This window comes from Lysinibacillus sp. NPDC056220 (genome assembly GCF_049315265.1).
GTDB lineage: Bacteria > Bacillota > Bacilli > Bacillales_A > Planococcaceae > Lysinibacillus > Lysinibacillus pinottii.
The window spans coordinates 33,945-54,394 of sequence record NZ_JBMOXD010000001.1 but is presented as its reverse complement, the minus strand read 5'-3'; the positions used below and the strand labels follow the sequence as shown (position 1 = coordinate 54,394).

Genomic DNA, 20,450 nt, shown 5'->3' with positions numbered 1-20,450 from the left:
TGATGTGAACATGACAATTTCCATAAAAGACGAAATTTTAAAAAGAATTCTGGCTGCCAATGGAGAAGCAGTTTCAGGTCAAGAATTAGCGGATTCCCTTGGTGTCTCAAGGACGGCTGTCTGGAAACATATGCAGACATTACAAGAAGAAGGCTACACGTTTGAAACGATAAAGAAAAAAGGCTATGTATTAACAGGTGTACCAAATAGTTTAAGTCCCACACAAATTGACCTTTTTTTAAAAACAGAGCATTTTGGAAGAAAAATTCATTATTTCGATGTTGTAGATTCCACACAAACGATTGCCCATAAACTTGCACAAGAGGGTGCACCACATGGCACAGTCATTATTGGTGAAGAGCAAACAGCAGGTCGAGGTCGGATGGCTCGTCCGTGGGAATCAGTGCATGGTAGCGGTATTTGGATGACGATTATCGTTCGACCTGATGTCACACCTCAACAGGCATCCTCTTATACGCTTGTTGTCGCAGTGGCTGTCACAATGGCCATTACAACACTCTATAAAGATATTGAGCCAGCTATCAAATGGCCCAATGATTTATTAATTAATGGAAAAAAATGTACAGGTATTTTGACGGAGATGCAGGCAGAGGCAGATCTGGTACAGGCATTACTAGTTGGCATTGGAATAAACGCTAACCAGGAGGCAGCCGATTTCTCATCAAATATTGCGGAAATTGCTACTTCACTACGATTAGAAGCAGGTGAGGAAATTAATCGTGCAGCACTTGTAGCATTAATTTTACAGTACCTTGAGCAATTTACAGAGCTATATGTCGAAGAAGGATTTGCAAGTATTAAAACCCTATGGGAGCAGCTGTCTTGTACGATTGGTCAGCGTATTGAGGTGACGACAATAAGAGAACGCTTTGAAGGGATAGCTAGTGGAATTACAGATGATGGGGTGCTACAGCTTACACAAGATGATGGTTTGGTCCGCACCATTTATGCAGGAGATATCAAAATACTATAAAAAAAGAAGCTGCAAGGTGTGTACCTGCAGCTTTTTTGATGACTTCAATTATTATTATTTGAGTGAAACATTGACATCACCGTGCGATAAAGAAACGTTCAGCTGGTCATCACCCTTGTAAAGCTGAGTGACCTTGCCATTTTCTTCTGTGCCATTAACCGTTATATCGCCAAAACTTGTTTTTACTTCATAACCAAGATCACTTTGTTTATTTTGTAAGTGAAGCGTTGCATCTCCAAAGCTAGATGTAATGGTTGATGTCCCATTTAAAGTTCCAGCAATATGAATATCACCATGCTCACTTTCGATGTTTACACCATTACTAGAATATTGCTTGAACGTTAAATCCCCAAAGTCCTGTGTAATCTCTGTTTTCTCTCCAGTTATGTTGTTGAAGGTAATATCTCCGTAATTTTGCATTAAATTTAGCTGTTGATAATGCAACCCTCGAAGTGTTGTATCCCCGAATTCACTATCTATTACAATCGCCTCTATGCTAGTATTTGCTGGAACATAGATTTTGATAGAGGGAGAAGAAAAGCTAGAGAAGCCAAATGCAAACCCATTTTTTTTCTTTGCCTTTGTTTCAATCTGTAAAGTTCCATCTTCAACATGATACGAGACGTCTTGTTGTTCGAGTACATTCGTTTCTAGTTTATAATTGTCTTCAGTTGAGACAATGGTAATATCCCCATAATCATTCACGATATTTATACTAGTAAACTTATCTAGGTTATATGATTCATGAATTAGTTTATGGCTACCTGGCACGTGAAGGCCATCCCCATCTTTGATAATGAACCATCGACCTCCTGAAAAATAGCCGACCAATGTCAGTAAAATACCTAATGCAATTATGGTTATGGCAACAAGGGAGTTTTTAGAAGTCATTTACAGGCCTCCTTTCTTTGTTTTCGTTATTTTATGGAACAATCTGCCCAATGTTTCTACAGAGACCAGGACGGTTTTCTTAATAAAACGCGCAACGAATGGAAAGAGTAAGACACCCAACCCTGTAATGATTAAGCCAACCCCCATAAATAATAATGCGGTTGGCCAATGCTCCGTTAAAATAAAGAATCCTGAAATAAGGGCAGCCATTCCGCCGATAAAAATACTTAAAATGCCAGCTCCAATCGCAAAAATCAAACTAATAATGACAGCACCAAATGATACAATAAGGGCGATAGCTGTTGCCAGAAGTGGTAAAGAAAGCGGTGCAGAAAGGATAGCTAGAATAATAAGCCATATAGCTGTCATATTCTTTTTAGTCGATTTCTCCGAAGTGTTTTCTAAATCTTTCAAGGCAAAATCTGCCAATATTTGCGAGGCAACATGAGAGGGGGAGCCTAGCTCTGAAATAACCTGTTGCTCATTTTCCTCGCCTGCTTCTTCAAAGTATTCTTCATAATAGGCAAGAGCCGTGTCTAACTCATGCGCAGGAAGTCGCCGTAATTTCCCTCGTAGCTTTTTCAAATAGCTATCTCTATCCATCTATATTCCCTCCTAAAAGTACACAATCAACCTTTTCCTTATACACTCGCCATTCTTTTAAAAGCTCTAATAATCGTATACGGCCATCCTCTGTAATTTGATAATAGCGTCTATTTCTACCTTGATAGGGCTGATCGTAGGTTGTTAAATAATCCGCTTTTTGTAAGCGACGTAATACGGGGTACAGTGTAGACTCTGAAATATCCATGACGGATTGTACTTGCTGAGTTAAGGAATAGCCGTATGCATCTTCTTTGTCCACAATGGCCAATACACAAGCATCTAGTAAAGCTGAGCCAAGCTGAAATGTCATCTTTCCACCTCACATTCATTACTTATACTTCATTTTATATTATATGCCATATAGTATGTGGATAGTATATGACGTATAGCATTGATTGTCAAATTTTATAAATGAAAGTTGTTATTATTAGAAAATAATATTTGAAGATTACAAGTTTTATTGTTATAGTATGTGCTGAAGGGCAGTATCCATTGTGAACGGCACCTTCTAAACGCAAGATCCAATACGAACAAATATCTGCCTTGATCTTTATGACAGGGACGGAAGAAAACAATACGTTCAACAAGTAGCTCACTTTCAAAGTGAAGCTAGCACCTCTTGCCGAGTTATGCAGGGGGCTTTTTGCTAACGAACGAAACACAACCCTTCTGTCCATTTTGGAACCGAGGGGTTTTTCTGTTTTCTTCCCTTAAAAAGGAGGACTACAAAATGAAAACGACAACAGATTTTTTAAAGATGAAAGCGGCAGGCGAGAAAATCGTGATGGTGACTGCCTACGATTATCCAGCCGCTAAATTTGCAGAGGCTGCTAATGTTGACATGATTCTAGTAGGAGATTCACTTGGAATGGTTGTCCTTGGCTACGATTCTACAATGCCAGTGACTGTAGCAGACATGATTCATCATGCAAAAGCAACTCGACGTGGGGCGAAGGATACTTTTGTGGTAGTTGATATGCCATTTGGTTCCTATCATGGTGATGTCAATGAAACATTGAAAACGGCCATTTATATGATGCAAGAAACAGGTGCTGACGCCTTAAAAGTAGAAGGGGCAGGAGATATCATTCCGGTCATTCAAAAACTTACAACTGCAGGTATTCCAGTGGTTGCTCATTTAGGCTTACTGCCACAATCAGCAGGCGTACTTGGTGGATATAAGGTGCAGGGGAAAACGGCTGAACAGGCAACAAAACTTATTGAGGATGCCAAGCAGTGTGAAGAGGCTGGTGCATGTGCAGTCGTCTTGGAATGTATTCCACATCAGCTAACAGAAATTGTGTCAGCTCATCTTATCATTCCTACCATAGGTATTGGTGCAGGTGTAGAAGCAGATGGCCAAGTGTTGGTTTATCATGACATGTTAAGCTATGGCTCACATCATGTGCCAAAGTTTGTTCAACAATTTGCCAATATGGGGAAAGAGGCAAGTGAAGGAATGGTTCGCTATGTGGAAGCTGTCAAAGCAGGTACTTTCCCAGCACAGAAGCATTTCTTCACAATGAAAGAGGATGCATTAGACCAGCTATATGGAGGCGTCCAATCATGAAGGTCATGACAACGATACAAGCATTAACCGCTGAAATTCAAGCAGCTAAACAAGCTCATAAAACGATTGGCCTTGTTCCAACTATGGGATATTTACATGAAGGCCACTTAACATTGGCTCAAACAGCACGTGCAGAAAATAATTTAGTTGTCATGAGTATATTCGTCAACCCAACACAATTTGGACCAAATGAAGATTTTGAAAGTTACCCACGGGATTTGCCAAGAGATATTGCGTTAGCAGAGTCTGTCGGCGTAGACCTTGTATTCGCACCAAGTGTTGAAGAAATGTATCCGCAGGATGGTGGAATTCGTATTCATGCGGGTGAACAGGCAACGATTCTTTGCGGAGCAAGTCGTCCTGGCCATTTTGATGGTGTGCTACAAGTTGTAGCAAAATTATTCCATCTTACACTTCCCACTAGAGCATATTTCGGCCAAAAAGATGCCCAGCAGGTTGCCATTATTACAACAATGGTCCGTGATTTTAATTTTCCTTTAGACATGCGCGTCGTACCTATTGTCCGAGAGGAAGATGGATTAGCAAAGTCTTCTCGCAACATTTATCTAAGCGAATCGGAAAGAGAAGAGGCTCCTGCCATTCATGAAGCACTACAATTGGCTCGGGATAGCTTTTTAGCAACGGGAGATGTTAGGGAAGCATTAGCAAAGGCCAAAGCTCATATTCAAATACAAACTCATGGCCGAATTGACTATATTGAATTATTAGCCTACCCAGATTTAACACCAGTGACTGAAACGACACAACAAGTATTGTTGGCAGCTGCTGTGTATATTGGGAAGACACGCTTAATTGATAATAGTATCTTTACTGTGAAAGAGGGACTATAAATATGTTACGAATGATGATGAATAGTAAAATCCACCGTGCAACAGTGACACAGGCAGATTTAAATTATGTCGGCTCCATAACAATTGATGAGGACATACTAGAGGCAGTTGGTATGCTCCCAAATGAAAAGGTACATGTTGTTAATAATAATAATGGCGCTCGTTTTGAAACGTATATTATTGCTGGTGAGCGTGGTTCAGGTGTAATTTGTGTGAATGGGGCGGCAGCCCGACTCGTACAGCGTGGCGATATTGTCATTATTATTTCCTATGTATATGTGGATAATCATGAGGCTAAGGATCATAAACCGACTGTTGCCATTATGGGAGAAGATAATTCGATTAAAGAAATGATTTCTTATGAACCAGAAGCAACAGTGATGTAAGACAAGAGAACGTTTTAACATGATTCCAGAAACAAATGAGTAAAGTGGCTGGAAATCGATATCAAAAAGGAGGATGGCAAGGCTCATGACTGTAGCCGATTAGCCCATCCTCCTTTTTATGTAATCAAAACCGCTACAAAAGTACTGGTAAAATTTTGTTTTTCTAACTATTAAACTAGTTTGTGAAATTAAAATTTTACAAATGTTCTAGTATTTTATGAGATATTTATGTAGAATTTAGTTGTTAGTACATCATTTTACTAGTGGAGGTATCATTTGTAATGGAAAATAAACGTAACAAATTTTTAACAGCTACTGCAGCAGCATTGGCTATCACAGCGGTAGCAGCAGCACCAGCATCAGCAGCTAGCCCATTTTCGGATGTAAAGGAAAGTCATGCAGATTATAAGGGCATTTCGACACTTTATGCGGCAGGTATTATTAGCGGATTCCCAGATGGTACATTCAAACCTGATACAAATGTCACGCGTGGACAGGCTGCAAAAATGATTGCAGGCGCATTAAAGCTAGACACGAAAGAAGTTGTGAATCCAAACTTTAAGGATATTGATGCAGCTAATCCTTATTACGGCCCAATCGCTGCATTAGTAGGATTAAAAGTTGTTTCAGGCTATGGAGATAATACATTCCGTCCAAACCAAACGATTACACATGGTGATTTGGCAAAAATCTTGTCATCTATTCCTAATTTACCAGAATTAGAGAGTGCTAAAAATCATGAAGCTAGTAAAAGTGTAACACGTGGACAACTCGCAACATTGATTGCAGAAGCTCTAACTAAATTAAACCCAGAAACGCCTGAAAAACCAGAAGATGCATTTACATTATCCATTTTACATGTTAATGATACACATGCTCGTGCAAATGAACTACCGAAATTAGCAACAGCTGTAAAAGAGCAACGTGAAACAAAGAAAAATGTTTTAACTTTACATGCGGGTGATGCATTTAGTGGTACATTATACTTCAATGAGTTCCATGGGCAAGCAGATTTAGCGCTATTAAATGAAATTGGCTTTGACGCTATGGTATTTGGTAACCATGAATTTGATTTAGGTTCATCACCTGAAGGACATCAAGCACTTGCAGACTTTGTTAAAGGTGCTAAATTCCCATTTGTGGATGCCAATACAGACTTTTCAGCAGATGCTAAATTTACAGGTTTATTTACAGATCTTATTTCAAGTGAACCTGAAAACGGTAAAATCTATTCAGGTATTGTAAAAGAAATTGATGGAGAAAAAGTTGGTATCTTTGGTTTAACAACAGAAGAAACTTTGGATATTGCTTCTCCAGGTAAAGTGAAATTCACTAACTATATTGAAGAAGCGAAAAAAGCAGTAGCTGCTTTTGAGGGAATGGGCGTTAATAAAATTATTGCTTTAACACATATTGGCTATAATGATAATCCAAATGTGGATAATGATATTTTACTAGCGAAAAACGTACCAGGCATCGATGTAATTGTTGGTGGACATGACCATACTAAATTAGACGAGCCATTTGTTGTAGATACAAACACTGTAGGCGAAGCAAAAGATGCAACATTAATCGTACAAGCTAATGAGTATGTCAAATTTTTAGGAACATTGGATGTCACATTTGATGGCAAAGGTGTTGTAACTGAGTACGGTGGCGAATTAATCGACCTTGGTAAAGTAGCTGAAGATAAAGCATTAGTAAAATTACTAGCGCCATATAAAGCAAAAATTGATGAAGTTAACAACAAGGAAATCGGTGTGAAAATTTCTGAGGAGTTAGCAAATCCACGTGCAACTGAAACAAACTTAGAAAGTGTACGTAGCAATGAAACAGCGTTAGGTAATATTATTACAGATGGTATGTTGGCAAAAGCACAAAAATATACAGATAAAACAGTTGTCATGGCACTACAAAATGGTGGCGGTATTCGTGCAGCAATTCCAGCAGGCAATATTACGGTTGGACAAGTGATTACAGTATTACCATTTGGTAACACATTAGCATTAATGGATACTACTGGAGCTGAGCTAAAAGCAGCATTTGAAGTTTCCTTAAAAAATGCACCTAAAGAAAATGGTGGTTTCCTACACATTGGTGGAGCGAAATTACAATATGACTCATCAAAAGAAGCTGGCTCACGTGTTGTTTCAATCGAATATTTAGATAAAGCAACTGGCAAGTATGTTGCTTTAGAAGATAATAAAACATATACAGTAGCAACGAATGCCTTCACTGCTAAAGGTGGAGACGGCTTTGATATGTTTGCTAAAGCATATGAAGAAGGTCGAGTAACAGATTTAGGTTTATCTGATTGGGAGAACCTACAAGAGCAATTATTATCATTAAAAGAAGTGAAAACAACTGCTGAAGGTCGTATTGTTGATGTTGCAAAAAAGAAATAATACTTTCTAAAAAATAGCTTGAAAACAACATCATCTTTAAATTATGTCACAAGGCTATTTCCGCAACCTTAAAGGATTCCCTGAGGTTGCGGTTTTTTAATTTATATGGAGCAAAAGGGATTGCCTATTAGGACGTGTAGGGGAGAAAGGATGCTGCTGAACCAAATATATGATAAAATTCTTCTTATCTAATGTGAACTGTGAGTTGAGATGTATGATGGAAAGTCAAAAATATGCCATTGTGGATTTGGAGACAACGGGTCATTCACCAGCGAATGGGGACCGGATGATTCAAATTGCCATTGTTATTATGAAGGATTGGGAAATTGAGCGTACCTATACGAAATTTATTAACCCAGGCAAAGCCATTCCTACTTTTATTCAAGATTTAACGCATATAACAAATGAGGATGTAAAGGATTCATACCCTTTTGAGGAACATGCGGATTACATATATGAGCTACTGGCTGATTGTGTGTTTGTAGCCCATAATGCCGATTTTGACTTATCATTTTTACAGGCGGAGTTTAAACGGGCAGGCCTTCCAAAGTGGCAAGGTAAAAAAATGGATACAGTAGAGCTAGCAAAAATTTTGTTTCCGATGTCACTCGGCTTTAAGCTAGGAGACTTGGCGGCGGATTTAAATATAGAGTTGGCCAATGCACATCGAGCGGATGATGATGCTCGTGCTACAGCAGAGCTGTTCAAATGTTGTTGGAAAGAGCTACTAAGTCTGCCTCAACTAACATTAGAACAAATGCATAAGCGTTCTTTTCGCTTAAAATCGAATATTTCACAGCTTTTTTTCGAGGCACTGCAAATAAAACGTCAGCATAAAACAGGCAATGAAAATGTGCACTATTACCGGAATTTTGCGATTTGTAATGGTCGTAATAAACATGACAATGCGTCAGAGACGATTGATTATCCGCAAACAGTGGCAGATAAAACGGCCTTAATGACAAAGGCTCTACCCAATTTTGAAGAACGTCCAGCACAATTTAAGATGATGGATACGATTTGGCAAGCACTACATGAGCAAAAGGAATGTGTAATTGAAGCTTCCACGGGTATTGGCAAAACGGCAGGTTATTTACTGCCAGCCATTGTATATGCTCGTACTGTCCATAAGAAAATCGCGATTAGTACCTATACATCCTATCTACAAGAACAGCTTGTAGAGGAGGAGCTACCAAAGATAGAGAAAATCCTTGGTACAAAAGTAAACATATGCGTACTAAAGGGGATGCAGCATTATATTGATCTAGATCGTTTTGAACAATGTATGGCATATGGTGACGAATCCTATGATGATACTTTTTCTATTTTACAGATTCTCGTTTGGCTGACGAAAACAGAGACGGGTGTGCTAAGTGAGCTGAATGTATCAGGTGGCGGACAACTGTTTTTAGAGAAAATCCGCAAAATACCAAATGACAAACCATCTAAAGGCTTTGATTTCTATGAACAAGCTCTAAAGAACAGTGCATTTGCTGACTGCATTGTGACAAATCATGCTATGGTTTTAAGCGATTTGGTTCGTCAAACGCCGATATTTACACAAGTAGATGGATGGGTAATTGATGAAGCACATCAATTTATTCAGGCTGCGATGCAACAGGATGAAATAGTTTTCTCCTATACGCAATGGAAATATATTTTCGGTCAAATTGGCACAATGGAGGACACAGCACTATATCACCTTTTTTGTGAAGCGGCAAAGAAAAAACAACGCGTATCGATGCAAAGTTTACAGCGACTGGATGCTCAGTTTATCCGGTTACAGCGTGCATTTGATGAGACCATTCAACGAACAGTTCAAAGCATGCAGCAGCATATGAAAGGGAAGCGAGCTAGCAGCAAATGTACCTTGTTTATAGAGGATGTAACGCTTGCCAAAGAGTCATTTTTACATGTAAGCAAACTAACTCAGCAATGGCTTGATCTTGCGACTGAAGCAGCCCAAGGATTTGAAAATAATATTGAGCAATTAGATAAAAATGATCTTTATGTTGTATCCGAATGGCATTATTGGATTCGAGAAGTAAAAATAAAAATTGCGGAATGGGAAGACATATTCCTGTCACCACAGGACGGAAGTTCAGTTTGGCTAGAATTTGATGTTCGAAGTGTTCCTGGCAGTTTACATGTTTTTAAAAAACCAGCCAATGTAACACCCATTATTGAACAAGTATTAGCACCTCTTCGCAAGCAAGCGAGCATTATATGGACATCAGGCACATTAACGGTACCAGGCAATGAGCGTTTTGTTACACGACAATTAGGAATTTCTGATAGCGTTGAAGTAATAAAATTACAAGCACCGCCAGCCTATTATGCGGGTGCAAAGGCATATATTGTCACTGATATGCCAGACATTCAGCATGTTAGTCAGGAAGAATATATTGAGGCAGTTGCTCATGCGATTACGAGAACTGTTAGAATGACAGAAGGTCGTTGTTTTGTGCTTTTCACAGCCCAGGATATGCTACGGAAAACAGTCGAGCTCATTCAAGATAGTGAACTTTTAGATGATTATATGCTTTTTGCGCAAGGTGTTACAGGTGGTAGCCGTATGCGTATTCTGAAATCATTTCAAAAATTTAGCCATGCTGTTCTTTTTGGAACAAACAGTTTTTGGGAAGGTGTAGATGTTCCTGGAGATGCCCTTGCCTCTGTTATTGTCGTGCGGCTGCCATTTTCTTCACCAGAAGAGCCTATCTTTAAGGCAAGAGCTCAGCATCTTACAGCGCAAGGACGCAATTCCTTCACGGAGTTGTCATTGCCTGAGGCTATTATGCGCTTTAAGCAAGGCTTTGGTCGCTTAATTCGTTCCTCTCAAGATAAAGGTGCTTTTATTGTCCTCGACCGTCGAATAACAAGCAAATCCTATGGCAAAGAATTTATAAAAGCACTACCGCCAATCGACGTAAAGAAATTGCAGCTACCCGAATTATTAAAAGAACTGAACCATTGGCAAAAATAGAATGAACCCCTTTTAGCATGAGCTAGAAGGGGTTTTTAAATGGCTTAGACGTTTCATCCTATTGTAAGGGTTGTTTGTTGTTAGTTTGACCCTCAAAAAGGTTAGCGTTTTGAACAATTTTAGTAATATAGCTCATAACGATTTCCGTTGCTTGTTGAGCATCATAGCTTTTTCGATTATTTAAAAGGTTGGTAAACATACCTTGCCAAATTAAGAGTGTGATTTCATTAATAGCATCCACGTTACCCTCTGTTAAGTAGCCCTCCTTTAAAGCAATTTCTAACATAGAACGACCTCGTTTTGTCAGGCTGTGCTGAAACAATATAGTCTTTAAATCATCTGGAATATTAATTAAATCATTGGGGTAAAAGTTATAATAATTTTCCAATAATTTTTCTGGTGTTTCTCCTAAATCCATAATAAAGACGGCATGAAAAATCTGTGGCTGTTTGAAGGAGTATTGGCAAAAACATTCCCAAGCTAATAAATATTTATCAATAGGATCTTTGCCTCTTTCTATGTAACGCGCAACTTCGTTCGTATAGTCTTGCATACATCTCATTGATGCAAAAAAGAGGAGATGAGAGATTTCTGAAAAATAATTGTAAATGGTTGCACTGTTATAACCAGCCTTATCGGCAACCTTTCTAATCGTCACATTCTCCAATCCTTCTTCTTCTATAATTTCTGCTGTGGCGTCTACAAAGTATTTCCACATACGACTCCTTTGTATTTCCTTTTTTTTCATAGTAATGTCCCCCCGACGTACACTGTCCATGTAAAATTATTAGTTAAATTCATATATTTACCATTTATAAGTTAATTTAAACTTATTATAGCATAACAATTTTGCTTTACATCTTCCATTATAGCATCAGCTTTTAGCATTTTCAGTGTTGTACATTGGAATTTCAGATGATATACTAATCACAATTATTTTATAATCATGATTAGTAAATAATTAAGATTCTGAATAATTAGATAAAACGGGATGCTAGAGCAATGAGTTTAAACACAAGAGGAGGATTTATTCAATGAGTAAAAAAATTGTGACACAATTTGAGTGTACATATGAAACGATCGAAAACACATGGATTGAATTAGCAGACGGCACAAAACTTTCTAGTCGAATTTGGTTACCGACAGTAGAAGCAGGACAAAAAGTACCAGCTATTCTGGAGTATATTCCTTATCGCAAAACAGATGGTACAAGAGCAAGAGATGAGCCAATGCACGGGTATTTTGCGGGACATGGATACGCCGTTGTTCGAGTAGATATGCGAGGGTCAGGTGAGTCAGATGGCTTATTAAAAGATGAGTATTTAAAGCAAGAGCAGGATGATGCACTTGAAGTAATTGAATGGATGGCTAGCCAAAGCTGGTGTAATGGCAATATTGGGATGATGGGGAAATCATGGGGTGGATTTAATTCTCTGCAAGTAGCTGCTAGAAGACCAAAAGCGTTAAAGGCGATTATTACAGTAGGCTTCACGGATGATCGCTATAACAATGACATTCACTATAAGGGTGGTTGTTTGTTAAATGATAACTTCTGGTGGGGCGCCATTATGTTAGCGTACCAGCTACGTCCGATTGATCCTCATATTGTTGGCGATAGCTGGCGTGAAAAATGGATGCAGCGTTTAGAAAATATGCCTTTATGGATGGCACAGTGGATGGAGCATCAAACAAGAGATGACTACTGGAAGCATGGTTCAGTTTGTGAGAATTATGATGACATCGAAATTCCTGTTTTTGCACTAGATGGTTGGGAAGATTCCTATACGAACACAGTTTTAAGTTTAATGGAAGGGCTTTCTGTTCCTAGAAAGGGCATTATTGGCCCATGGGCACATGTTTACCCACATGATGGAGTTCCAGGTCCAGCAATGGGCTTTTTACAAGAGGCCGTGAAATGGTGGGATCATTGGTTAAAAGGAATTGACAATGATGTAATGGACGGACCAATGGTGAATGTTTGGGTTGAAGAAAGCATGGAACCATCTGTTAAGAAACCAGTCAGCCATGGCTATTGGGTTGGACTCGAATCATGGCCAACAGTGGCAGAGTTACAAACGAAGGCGTATCAACTGACACATGGAAAATTAGTAGAGCATCGTAGTGATCACCAAGAACAGGTACAATTAAAAACACCACAAAATCATGGTCTATTATCGGGAGAATGGATGGGTGCTGGAGTACTAGGCGAAAGTCCAGCAGATCAACGAGTTGATGACGGAATGGCCATGATATTTGAAACAGACATGCTAGAGAACCCACTAGAGATTGTGGGTTATCCGAAGTTTGAAGTGGAATTAATGAGTGATAAACCACATGCGATGCTGTTTGCGCAGTTGTCAGACGTTGCACCAAATGGAGCTGTTACTCGTGTGTCCTATGGCGTGATGAATTTAACACATTTGAATGGTCATGATCATGTAGAATTATTAATTCCTGGTAAAAAAGTGAAAGCCTTTGTGCAATTAGATTGCTGTGGACATCAATTTAAAGCGGGGCACCGTTTACGCTTATCATTAGCAACAACGTTTTGGCCAATGTTTTGGCCGATGCCAGAAGACGCTACATTGACATTAAATCTTGAAACAGCTACTTTTACATTGCCAACCTTCCATGGACATCAAATAGCTGGACCAAATATGAATCCTGAAAGTGCAACATTAACACCTATAACAACGCTCCAAGAAGGAAGAGTGGATCGTTCTATTTCATACGACATTTTAACAGATACATGGACATGTATTACTGATGGGGTTGGAGGCGTTTTTGGTGAAGGGATATATCGCTTTGATGATATTGATATCACGGTTGAACATAATTTGAAACGAGAATTAACCTTATCGAATGCTGATCCATTGTCAGCTCACTATACAATCTATCAAAAAATGAAAATAGGTCGTGAGGGTTGGTGGATAGATGCTGATATTACGGTTACTAAAACATCTACTCTAGAAAACTTCCAAATTATTGGGGAGATGGCGATCAAAGAAAATGACAAACAGGTCTTCCATAAGGAATGGGATCAAAAAATTAAACGTCATGGCTTGTAAATAACATATAAGGGGTAAACATATGGAAGCTAAGTTAAAAAAGAATACAGCTACTTTAGTTATTTTAGCTGTTTCAGGTGCATTAATTTATGCATTACCTTATTTTAGAAATTACTATTATGATGTCTTTCTCGATGCATTTCATTTGACGAATACTCAAATGGGGACTCTTGGTAGTGCGTATGGTGTTTGTTGTTTAATTTCCTATATATTTGGAGGTTTTTGTGCAGATCGTTGGAAAACGAAATATTTATTAACCATTTCTCTAGTTGCCACAGGGTTATTAGGTTTTACATTATTACTGTATCCACCCTATCCAGTGCTTCTCCTCATACATGCTGCTTGGGGAATCACATCCATCATGACGTTTTGGGGAGCATTAGTAAAAGCAGTACGTTCTTTAGGTTCTGAAAATGAGCAAGGAAAAGCTTTTGGTTTTTTTGAGGGTGGTCGTGGTGTAACCAATATCATTCAATCTGCTGTGATTTTAGGGATATTTGCTTTTTTTGCGAAGCATATGAGTGATAAAATGGCACTCTCAGCGGTTATTACGGTATATTCGGTTATTTGTCTTTTGTTGGGATTCATGATTATGATGCTTTATAAAGACCCTGATCAAGGAACCATCAGTCGTGAGGACAGGGATGGGAGTAAATCATTTGACTGGGCAGTCCTATGGAAAGTGTTAAAGATGCCAACTACTTGGCTTGCGACTATTCTTATTTTTACGTCTTATGCGATGATTATTAGTTACTATTACATCACACCTTATGCAACAGCTGCATTTGGTGCATCTACGTTAATCGCTGCGGCTTTGGGCTACTTCTCTCAGTATTGTAGACCAATTGGCAGTTTTAGTGCAGGCATTATCGGTGACCGGATAGGTGTGTCTAATATGGTGTTAATTGGCTATATATTATTAGTACTAGGCTTAGTAGGGCTCATTTTACTGCCCGGCAAGGCTTCCTTTATCCTTATGCTTTTAATATTTATAGGGATTATTTATACATCAATGTATGCTTTACAGGCAATGCATTTTGCTATTTTAGTAGAAGGAGATTATCCTGTAGAATCAACAGGTACAGTGTCCATGCCGCTAATGATTATTGGCTATAGTGGGGAAATCTTCATGCCGATTATTGCAGGGGCTTGTTTAGATTATTGGGGTGGCACAGCAGGCTATAAAGTATTTTTTGGTATTTTATTAGGTTTAGCTATTGTTGGCTTCGTTACAGTAGTCATTTGGCAACGTGTGACGAAAGAAAAACGCAAGGAAATTGCATTGCAACGAAAGCTTGCAAAGGACCAGGTGCTTACCTAGTTTAGCCAAAAATAAATAATAGAATGGTTCCATTGAGGCAAAAAGATGACTTTGGTAAAAACCGAAGTCATCTTTGTCGTTTAGAGGAGGCTATGCAGTACTTACAGAAGGAAAAGAGCCATCATAATAGGGGGGATGCCTCTTGGTTAGTCTCCCAATTTATATCGTCTTGAAAATATTCTACACGGTTTCTACCATGTTCCTTTGCTTTATATAATGCTTTATCACATCTTGATAATAAAGAATGAATGGTATCGCCCATGACAAAGCTTGTCACACCAAAGCTACTCGTTTTGTGATGAACAACTGGAAATGAATGTTGTTCTAGTTGCTGTCTTAGATTTTCTGAGAGATGCACAGCATCCTTTAAGGGAGTGCGTGGACAAACAACTAAAAACTCCTCGCCACCCCATCTACCAACCGTGTCTTCTACTCGTACATAATTTTTTAAAAGGTCTGCTGCATGACGTAACACAAGATCACCCACTTGATGGCCGAATTCATCGTTCACAGCTTTAAAATGATCAATATCTAACAAAATAATCGAAAGTGGTGTGCCACTTCCTGTAGCTTGCTCAAATTCTTTTTCTAATACGTCATCTAAGCGGACACGATTTGGTATTTGAGTGAGACGGTCCGTATTTGCCAATGCTTCAAGCTCAAGCTTGGCTGATTCAAGCTCTTTTGTGCGTTCCTGAACTTTATATTCTAATGTTTCATTTAATGTTTCTTGCATGATTTGATGTTCTTTCTTAATAATGTTGATTTTATCACCCAATGCTAATGATAAAAAAATGGATTCGAAAATAGCTCCAATAGCTGGTACTTCCTCAAAAATTCGTGGATGGAATGGGATAATACTTAAAAAGGCCAGCGCTTGAACAATGATAGAGCTTAGTAAAACTGTCCAGCCAATGATATAGTATCGAGCCATCTTTTGACCTTTTCTGAAAACAAAAATGCCAGACAGCCATAGAAAGATAAAGACTACTACTGCAAAGGTAGTTGTGAAATTATTGATGAGTGCGACGTCTGGGAGAATAAATGACGCCATTAAAGAACTAATTGTTATCCACAATAGTAATTTTCCGATTTTATGGAAAGACGGTAGAAATGTCTTTAACTCCAGAAACTGAAGACAAAATAGAAGCATAAATAAAAGCAGCAAATTGCCACTAATTGTTAATGATTTAATAAAAAATTCCTTCGACACCCATGTGCCCAATAACTCAATGTCTAGCGAATTTAAAGTTGCTTGATAGAAAATAAAGCTCAGCATATATAAAACATAGAAAAAGTAAGCTTTTTCCTTCAATGAAAAAAATAAAAATAAGTTATAAATTAATAGAGCAGATAAAAAACCATAGAAAATGCCAGTTAAAAATTTATAGTCACTGATTTTATTCGTAAAACTTAATTCCGTATATAAATAGGAGGTAATACTTAGGGGTAATGCTCCATCTAACTTGATAAAAATTTCTTGAGTAGAAGGGTCTTGGATGTGAAATAAATTAGACCTAGATGGAAGAGATTGTTCCCCTAGATTATCAATTCCCCTACGTTGCACATCATAGGATCCATCCGCTTTGACCAAGAACAACTCAATACTATCTAATTTATCGGTCACCTCTAGCCAATAGGGTTCCTCTTTATCCAATAAAATATCTTCCATAGATAAGCGCAACCAAATGGTATCTTTAGTATGCCAAAAGAAGGGATAGGGTTGATTGCTCGCAACAAAGAGATGATCATAATTGCCGTTTAATATTTCTTCAATAGAGACCTTTTTAGATGTATCTCGAAAAATTTTATAATGTTCTCCTAATATTATAGGGTCTACTAGCTCATCTGTTGGACTCATTGCACTAACAGGTGGTATAAGGATGACCAAAGATAGGGTAAAACAAATCAATAACATGATTTTTCTAATCATTTTGTTTTTCATCAAAAATTCATTGCTCCCATTCTATAGTTACTAGGTGAAATTGACTAGCTGCAATATTTGTTTAATTTTCTCTTTTTAGAAATTTAAGTTAATTCATACCTCCTTATTATAGACCATAACAGCAAGATTGAGGACGAAATAATGGGGACTTCCTGATAATATGAGGCCTAGTAAACGATATGGAAGCTTTTTATATGTCAAAAATACAGATTTTTAATGATTTACATTTCTTACAGGAGCTTTTATTTTTAGGGAGCGCTTGGGATGGTTTATCGGCACTCCTATTAGAAAAAGCAGGTTTTCAGGCGATTGGCACTACTAGCAGGGGGGATTGCGAATTTACTTGGCTATGCAGATGGTGAACGGATTGATTATCAGCGTCATTAAGCTATTATTCAAGCTATCGCAGAGCGAGTAAACATCCCAGTAACAGGGGATATTGAAGCGGGATATGGACATGATGAACAAAGCATTATTAACAATGTATGAAGGACAGCAGATGTCGGAGTAGCCGGAATTAATATTAAAGATTCATTCAAACATCAAGCAAAATTAAGAAGTCTGACTGATTACTGTCATTTATTCACAAATATGAGGGCCATATTAGATAATCGTAGTTATCGAAATTTTTTTATGAATGCTAGAACAGATACGTATTTCAGTTAGAGCAGCCATTTCACGAAACGATGACTTGAGCCATCGCTTATGTAGAGAGTGGAGCAAGTGGTATCTTTATCCCAGGCTTAACAAATGGCCAAACTTTAAAAGAATTCTGGGTAAGGCGGATAGTTTTGGCAATGCATTTTCAGATAAAATCATTGCCTATTTAACACAGCATGCTGCACAATTAGTAAAAAATCAAGATACATCTTCTTTATATGTATAATCTATGAAAATGAGGGGAGCTATTCGTGGACAATCCAATTAATTTATCCTTTGAGGAGAAGTGGGAGAAGATTATAGCTTGTGATCAAACTTATGATGGGCTATTTTATACGGCGGTTAAAACGACTAAAATTTATTGCCGTCCTTCCTGTAAATCAAGAAAACCCAAAAAGATGAATGTTGAATTTTTTCAATCTATTCAAGAAGTCGAGGCGGCAGGCTATCGAGCATGTAAACGATGTCAGCCTGAAATTGAATGTTCACCGCAAACACAATTGATTCAACAGGTAACGTCTTTTATCATCAATGCGTATAAGCAAAAGGTAACCTTGCAGGATATGGCAGACCATGTTGGTATTAGTCCATTTTATCTTGAACGGCTATTTAAACAAGTGAAGGCGGAAACTCCTCGAGCTTATCTTGAAAAAATAAGAATTGATAAGGCGGCTCACCTATTAAAGCATACAGACTATACAAGTTTGGAAATTTGCTATGAAGCTGGATTTCAAAGTCCCTCTAATTTTTATAAAGTGTTTCGACGATTAAAAAATTGCTCGCCCACAGAATATCGAAATCTTTGAAGGAGATAGACTATGAACTGGATAAATCACACTGATTATTTAGAAATCGAACTTCCGGCGGAATTTAGTTTTACAGAGTGTTTGATTTTTTTAAAGCGATCCAATCAAGAAATTCTCCATCAAATAAAAGAAGGTGTCCTCTTAAAAGTATTAAAGATAGAGGATCAGCTCATTTTATGTAGAATAAGTGAGCAAGCTTATAAAATGAAAGTAGAATTTCCGATGATTCAGCCATCGGTTAATGAAAGAGAAAGAGTGGTCCACTATCTTAAAGAATGGTTTGATTTAAATACTGACTTGGCTTGTTTTTATCAGATGGCTAACAAGAATAACATTTTACAGCCCTTGATAGAAAAATATAGTGGATTACGTTTATTAGGAATACCTGACTTATTCGAGGCACTTGTGTGGGCTATTATTGGACAGCAAATTAATTTAACGTTTGCCTATACACTTAAAAAGCGATTTGTTGAACATTTTGGAGAAAACGTACACTTTGAAGAGGAGAATCACTGGTTATTTCCAACACCGGAAAAAATAGCGTGTATTCAGGTGGAGGAATTGAGAATGCTCCAGTTTACGCAGAAAAAATCAGAGTACATCATTGATATTGCGAAAATTATAGCGAATGGTCAATTGGCAAAAGAAAGGCTACATCAAAAAAAAGATTATGAGGACAAGAAAAAAAGTTTAATGGCTATTCGAGGCATTGGGGCCTGGACAGCCGATTATGTGCTAATGAAATCTTTACAAGAGCTATCTGCATTTCCTATAGCAGATGTGGGTCTACATAATGCACTAAAAATGCAATTAGGTTTGGAACGAAAACCTTCAATGGAGGAAATTTTCCATTATTCGCAACATTGGCAAGGATGGCAGGCTTATGCCACCTTTTACTTATGGAGGTCACTATATGAAACGGTTTAAGTTAGATTATCAATCACCGATTGGCATGATTGAAATTGAAGGAAATACAGAAGCAATTGATGGCATTAATTTTGCAGAACGAGAAGAGCTCATCCATGCTCCTCAACAAGACACACCTACAGTGTTGCTGGAATGTTTAAAGCAAATACATGAATATTTTATCGGTGAACGTCGTGAATTTTCTTTTTCTTATGTTTTTAAAGGAACGGACTTCCAACAAGCCGTTTGGCATGCATTACCTAATATAGGCTACGGTGAAACAGCCTCTTATAAAGATATTGCAGTGGCTATTCACAATGAAAAAGCGGTGAGAGCTGTTGGTAGTGCCAATGGTAAAAATACTATTAGTATCGTTGTTCCATGTCATCGAATTATTGGCTCTAATGGATCTTTGACTGGATATGGTGGTGGGATTTGGCGTAAAAAATGGCTTCTTCAACATGAACAATCCCATCATTTAACGAGCAATACTAAATAAGGTTAAATGCTCTTAGTCCAATTGGACACCTCGCCACTTCTGCCTGTATAAAAAAGTGGTTATTGCAAAAAATAAGACCGTCAAAACGGCGGTTTTAATGACTAGTCTTTATCATTTTATCGCTTCTTATGACACCTCTCTGCTAAAAAAATTAGCGTGGAGTAAAAATGATAAAGGAGGTGTACTCATGAGCGTGCTCTATAGAATCGCATTAGTGTTAGTCATTATTGGTGCAATCAACTGGGGACTCATTGGATTCTTTAGATTTGATTTAGTGGCTTATTTGTTTGGCGGCCAAACAGCGGTTTTATCGCGATGGATTTACGCACTAGTCGGCATCGCTGGTTTAATTACCTTACCAATTCTGGTGAAGCGATTTGAAGACGAAGAAGACGTAGATACTTATACACGTATCGATAGAAATCCTAGCTATGGCATGGAGGCTGGGGAAGAAGCGGATTTCACTGAAGTGAAGAAGACAACAGAAGTGAAAAAAGTGGAGAAAAAAGATAATAAGTAAGCTTATGACAAAAACTGGTGGCCATTATTGGTTCGT

Annotated in this window: 17 protein-coding genes and 1 pseudogene; 13 read left to right on the top strand and 5 right to left on the bottom strand. The window is 38.1% G+C overall.

Features of this window, described 5'->3' with window-relative positions; genetic code table 11:
* Positions 1-10 precede the first annotated feature (10 nt).
* Positions 11-994: a biotin--[acetyl-CoA-carboxylase] ligase gene (locus ACOZBY_RS00220; protein ID WP_012293662.1), complete on the top strand. Its 984-nt coding sequence runs from the start codon at positions 11-13 to the stop codon at positions 992-994.
* Between the two features lie 54 nt (positions 995-1,048).
* On the opposite strand, the gene ACOZBY_RS00215 is transcribed toward ACOZBY_RS00220, so the two are convergent.
* From ACOZBY_RS00215 to ACOZBY_RS00205, 3 genes are read right to left on the bottom strand one after another with little or no spacing between them, the layout of a single operon-like run.
* On the bottom strand, positions 1,049-1,885 hold the full coding sequence (locus ACOZBY_RS00215; protein ID WP_031417992.1) for a DUF4097 family beta strand repeat-containing protein: 837 nt from the start codon (positions 1,883-1,885) through the stop codon (positions 1,049-1,051).
* Positions 1,886-2,488: a DUF1700 domain-containing protein gene (locus ACOZBY_RS00210; RefSeq protein ID WP_012293664.1), complete on the bottom strand. Its 603-nt coding sequence runs from the start codon at positions 2,486-2,488 to the stop codon at positions 1,886-1,888.
* Positions 2,481-2,801, bottom strand: a complete 321-nt coding sequence (locus tag ACOZBY_RS00205) for a PadR family transcriptional regulator (RefSeq protein WP_012293665.1) — start codon at positions 2,799-2,801, stop codon at positions 2,481-2,483. The genes ACOZBY_RS00210 and ACOZBY_RS00205 overlap by 8 nt, the downstream gene beginning before the upstream one ends.
* A 420-nt stretch (positions 2,802-3,221) precedes the next feature.
* Here ACOZBY_RS00205 and panB point away from each other — a divergent pair, with 420 nt between their 5' ends.
* From panB to dinG, 5 genes are all read left to right on the top strand, one after another.
* Positions 3,222-4,061, top strand: a complete 840-nt coding sequence (gene panB / locus ACOZBY_RS00200) for a 3-methyl-2-oxobutanoate hydroxymethyltransferase (protein ID WP_012293666.1) — start codon at positions 3,222-3,224, stop codon at positions 4,059-4,061.
* Entirely contained in the window at positions 4,058-4,912 is an 855-nt protein-coding gene (gene panC / locus ACOZBY_RS00195) for a pantoate--beta-alanine ligase (protein ID WP_422761195.1), read from the top strand. The genes panB and panC overlap by 4 nt, the downstream gene beginning before the upstream one ends.
* A gap of 2 nt (positions 4,913-4,914) precedes the next feature.
* Complete coding sequence (gene panD / locus ACOZBY_RS00190; RefSeq protein ID WP_031417997.1) at positions 4,915-5,298, top strand: aspartate 1-decarboxylase; 384 nt, start codon at positions 4,915-4,917, stop codon at positions 5,296-5,298.
* Positions 5,299-5,579: 281 nt separating this feature from the next.
* Positions 5,580-7,703, top strand: coding sequence for a 5'-nucleotidase C-terminal domain-containing protein (locus ACOZBY_RS00185; protein ID WP_031417999.1), 2,124 nt, complete (start codon positions 5,580-5,582; stop codon positions 7,701-7,703).
* A gap of 214 nt (positions 7,704-7,917) precedes the next feature.
* Positions 7,918-10,689, top strand: a complete 2,772-nt coding sequence (gene dinG / locus ACOZBY_RS00180; protein ID WP_012293670.1) for an ATP-dependent DNA helicase DinG — start codon at positions 7,918-7,920, stop codon at positions 10,687-10,689.
* A 58-nt stretch (positions 10,690-10,747) separates the two neighbouring features.
* On the opposite strand, the gene ACOZBY_RS00175 is transcribed toward dinG, so the two are convergent.
* The gene (locus tag ACOZBY_RS00175) at positions 10,748-11,437 is read right to left on the bottom strand and encodes a TetR/AcrR family transcriptional regulator (RefSeq protein ID WP_031418001.1); all 690 of its coding nucleotides are present in this window, start codon (positions 11,435-11,437) and stop codon (positions 10,748-10,750) included.
* A 286-nt stretch (positions 11,438-11,723) separates the two neighbouring features.
* Between ACOZBY_RS00175 and ACOZBY_RS00170 the strand changes: the two genes are divergently transcribed.
* Positions 11,724-13,757, top strand: a complete 2,034-nt coding sequence (locus ACOZBY_RS00170) for a CocE/NonD family hydrolase (protein ID WP_422761192.1) — start codon at positions 11,724-11,726, stop codon at positions 13,755-13,757.
* A 22-nt stretch (positions 13,758-13,779) separates the two neighbouring features.
* Positions 13,780-15,078 (top strand): MFS transporter, encoded by a 1,299-nt coding sequence (locus tag ACOZBY_RS00165; RefSeq protein WP_200991066.1) that lies wholly within the window; start codon positions 13,780-13,782, stop codon positions 15,076-15,078.
* A gap of 121 nt (positions 15,079-15,199) precedes the next feature.
* On the opposite strand, the gene ACOZBY_RS00160 is transcribed toward ACOZBY_RS00165, so the two are convergent.
* On the bottom strand, positions 15,200-17,023 hold the full coding sequence (locus ACOZBY_RS00160; protein ID WP_230584362.1) for a sensor domain-containing diguanylate cyclase: 1,824 nt from the start codon (positions 17,021-17,023) through the stop codon (positions 15,200-15,202).
* A 194-nt stretch (positions 17,024-17,217) separates the two neighbouring features.
* On the opposite strand from ACOZBY_RS00160, the pseudogene ACOZBY_RS00155 reads away from it, so the two are divergent.
* The 5 genes and pseudogenes from ACOZBY_RS00155 to ACOZBY_RS00135 all read left to right on the top strand — a co-directional run bounded on the left by ACOZBY_RS00155 (position 17,218) and on the right by ACOZBY_RS00135 (position 20,414).
* Positions 17,218-17,909 (top strand): annotated as a pseudogene (locus tag ACOZBY_RS00155) (isocitrate lyase/PEP mutase family protein).
* A gap of 25 nt (positions 17,910-17,934) precedes the next feature.
* On the top strand, positions 17,935-18,489 hold the full coding sequence (locus tag ACOZBY_RS00150; protein WP_422761189.1) for a bifunctional transcriptional activator/DNA repair enzyme AdaA: 555 nt from the start codon (positions 17,935-17,937) through the stop codon (positions 18,487-18,489).
* A 12-nt stretch (positions 18,490-18,501) separates the two neighbouring features.
* Positions 18,502-19,416 (top strand): DNA-3-methyladenine glycosylase family protein, encoded by a 915-nt coding sequence (locus ACOZBY_RS00145; RefSeq protein ID WP_099806173.1) that lies wholly within the window; start codon positions 18,502-18,504, stop codon positions 19,414-19,416.
* Positions 19,403-19,894 carry a methylated-DNA--[protein]-cysteine S-methyltransferase gene (locus ACOZBY_RS00140; protein WP_422761187.1) on the top strand — a complete coding sequence of 164 codons (492 nt, stop codon included), beginning with the start codon at positions 19,403-19,405 and terminating at the stop codon, positions 19,892-19,894. Before ACOZBY_RS00145 ends, ACOZBY_RS00140 begins: the two co-directional genes overlap by 14 nt.
* A gap of 187 nt (positions 19,895-20,081) precedes the next feature.
* Positions 20,082-20,414: a DUF378 domain-containing protein gene (locus tag ACOZBY_RS00135; protein WP_031418010.1), complete on the top strand. Its 333-nt coding sequence runs from the start codon at positions 20,082-20,084 to the stop codon at positions 20,412-20,414.
* Positions 20,415-20,450: the final 36 nt, after the last annotated feature.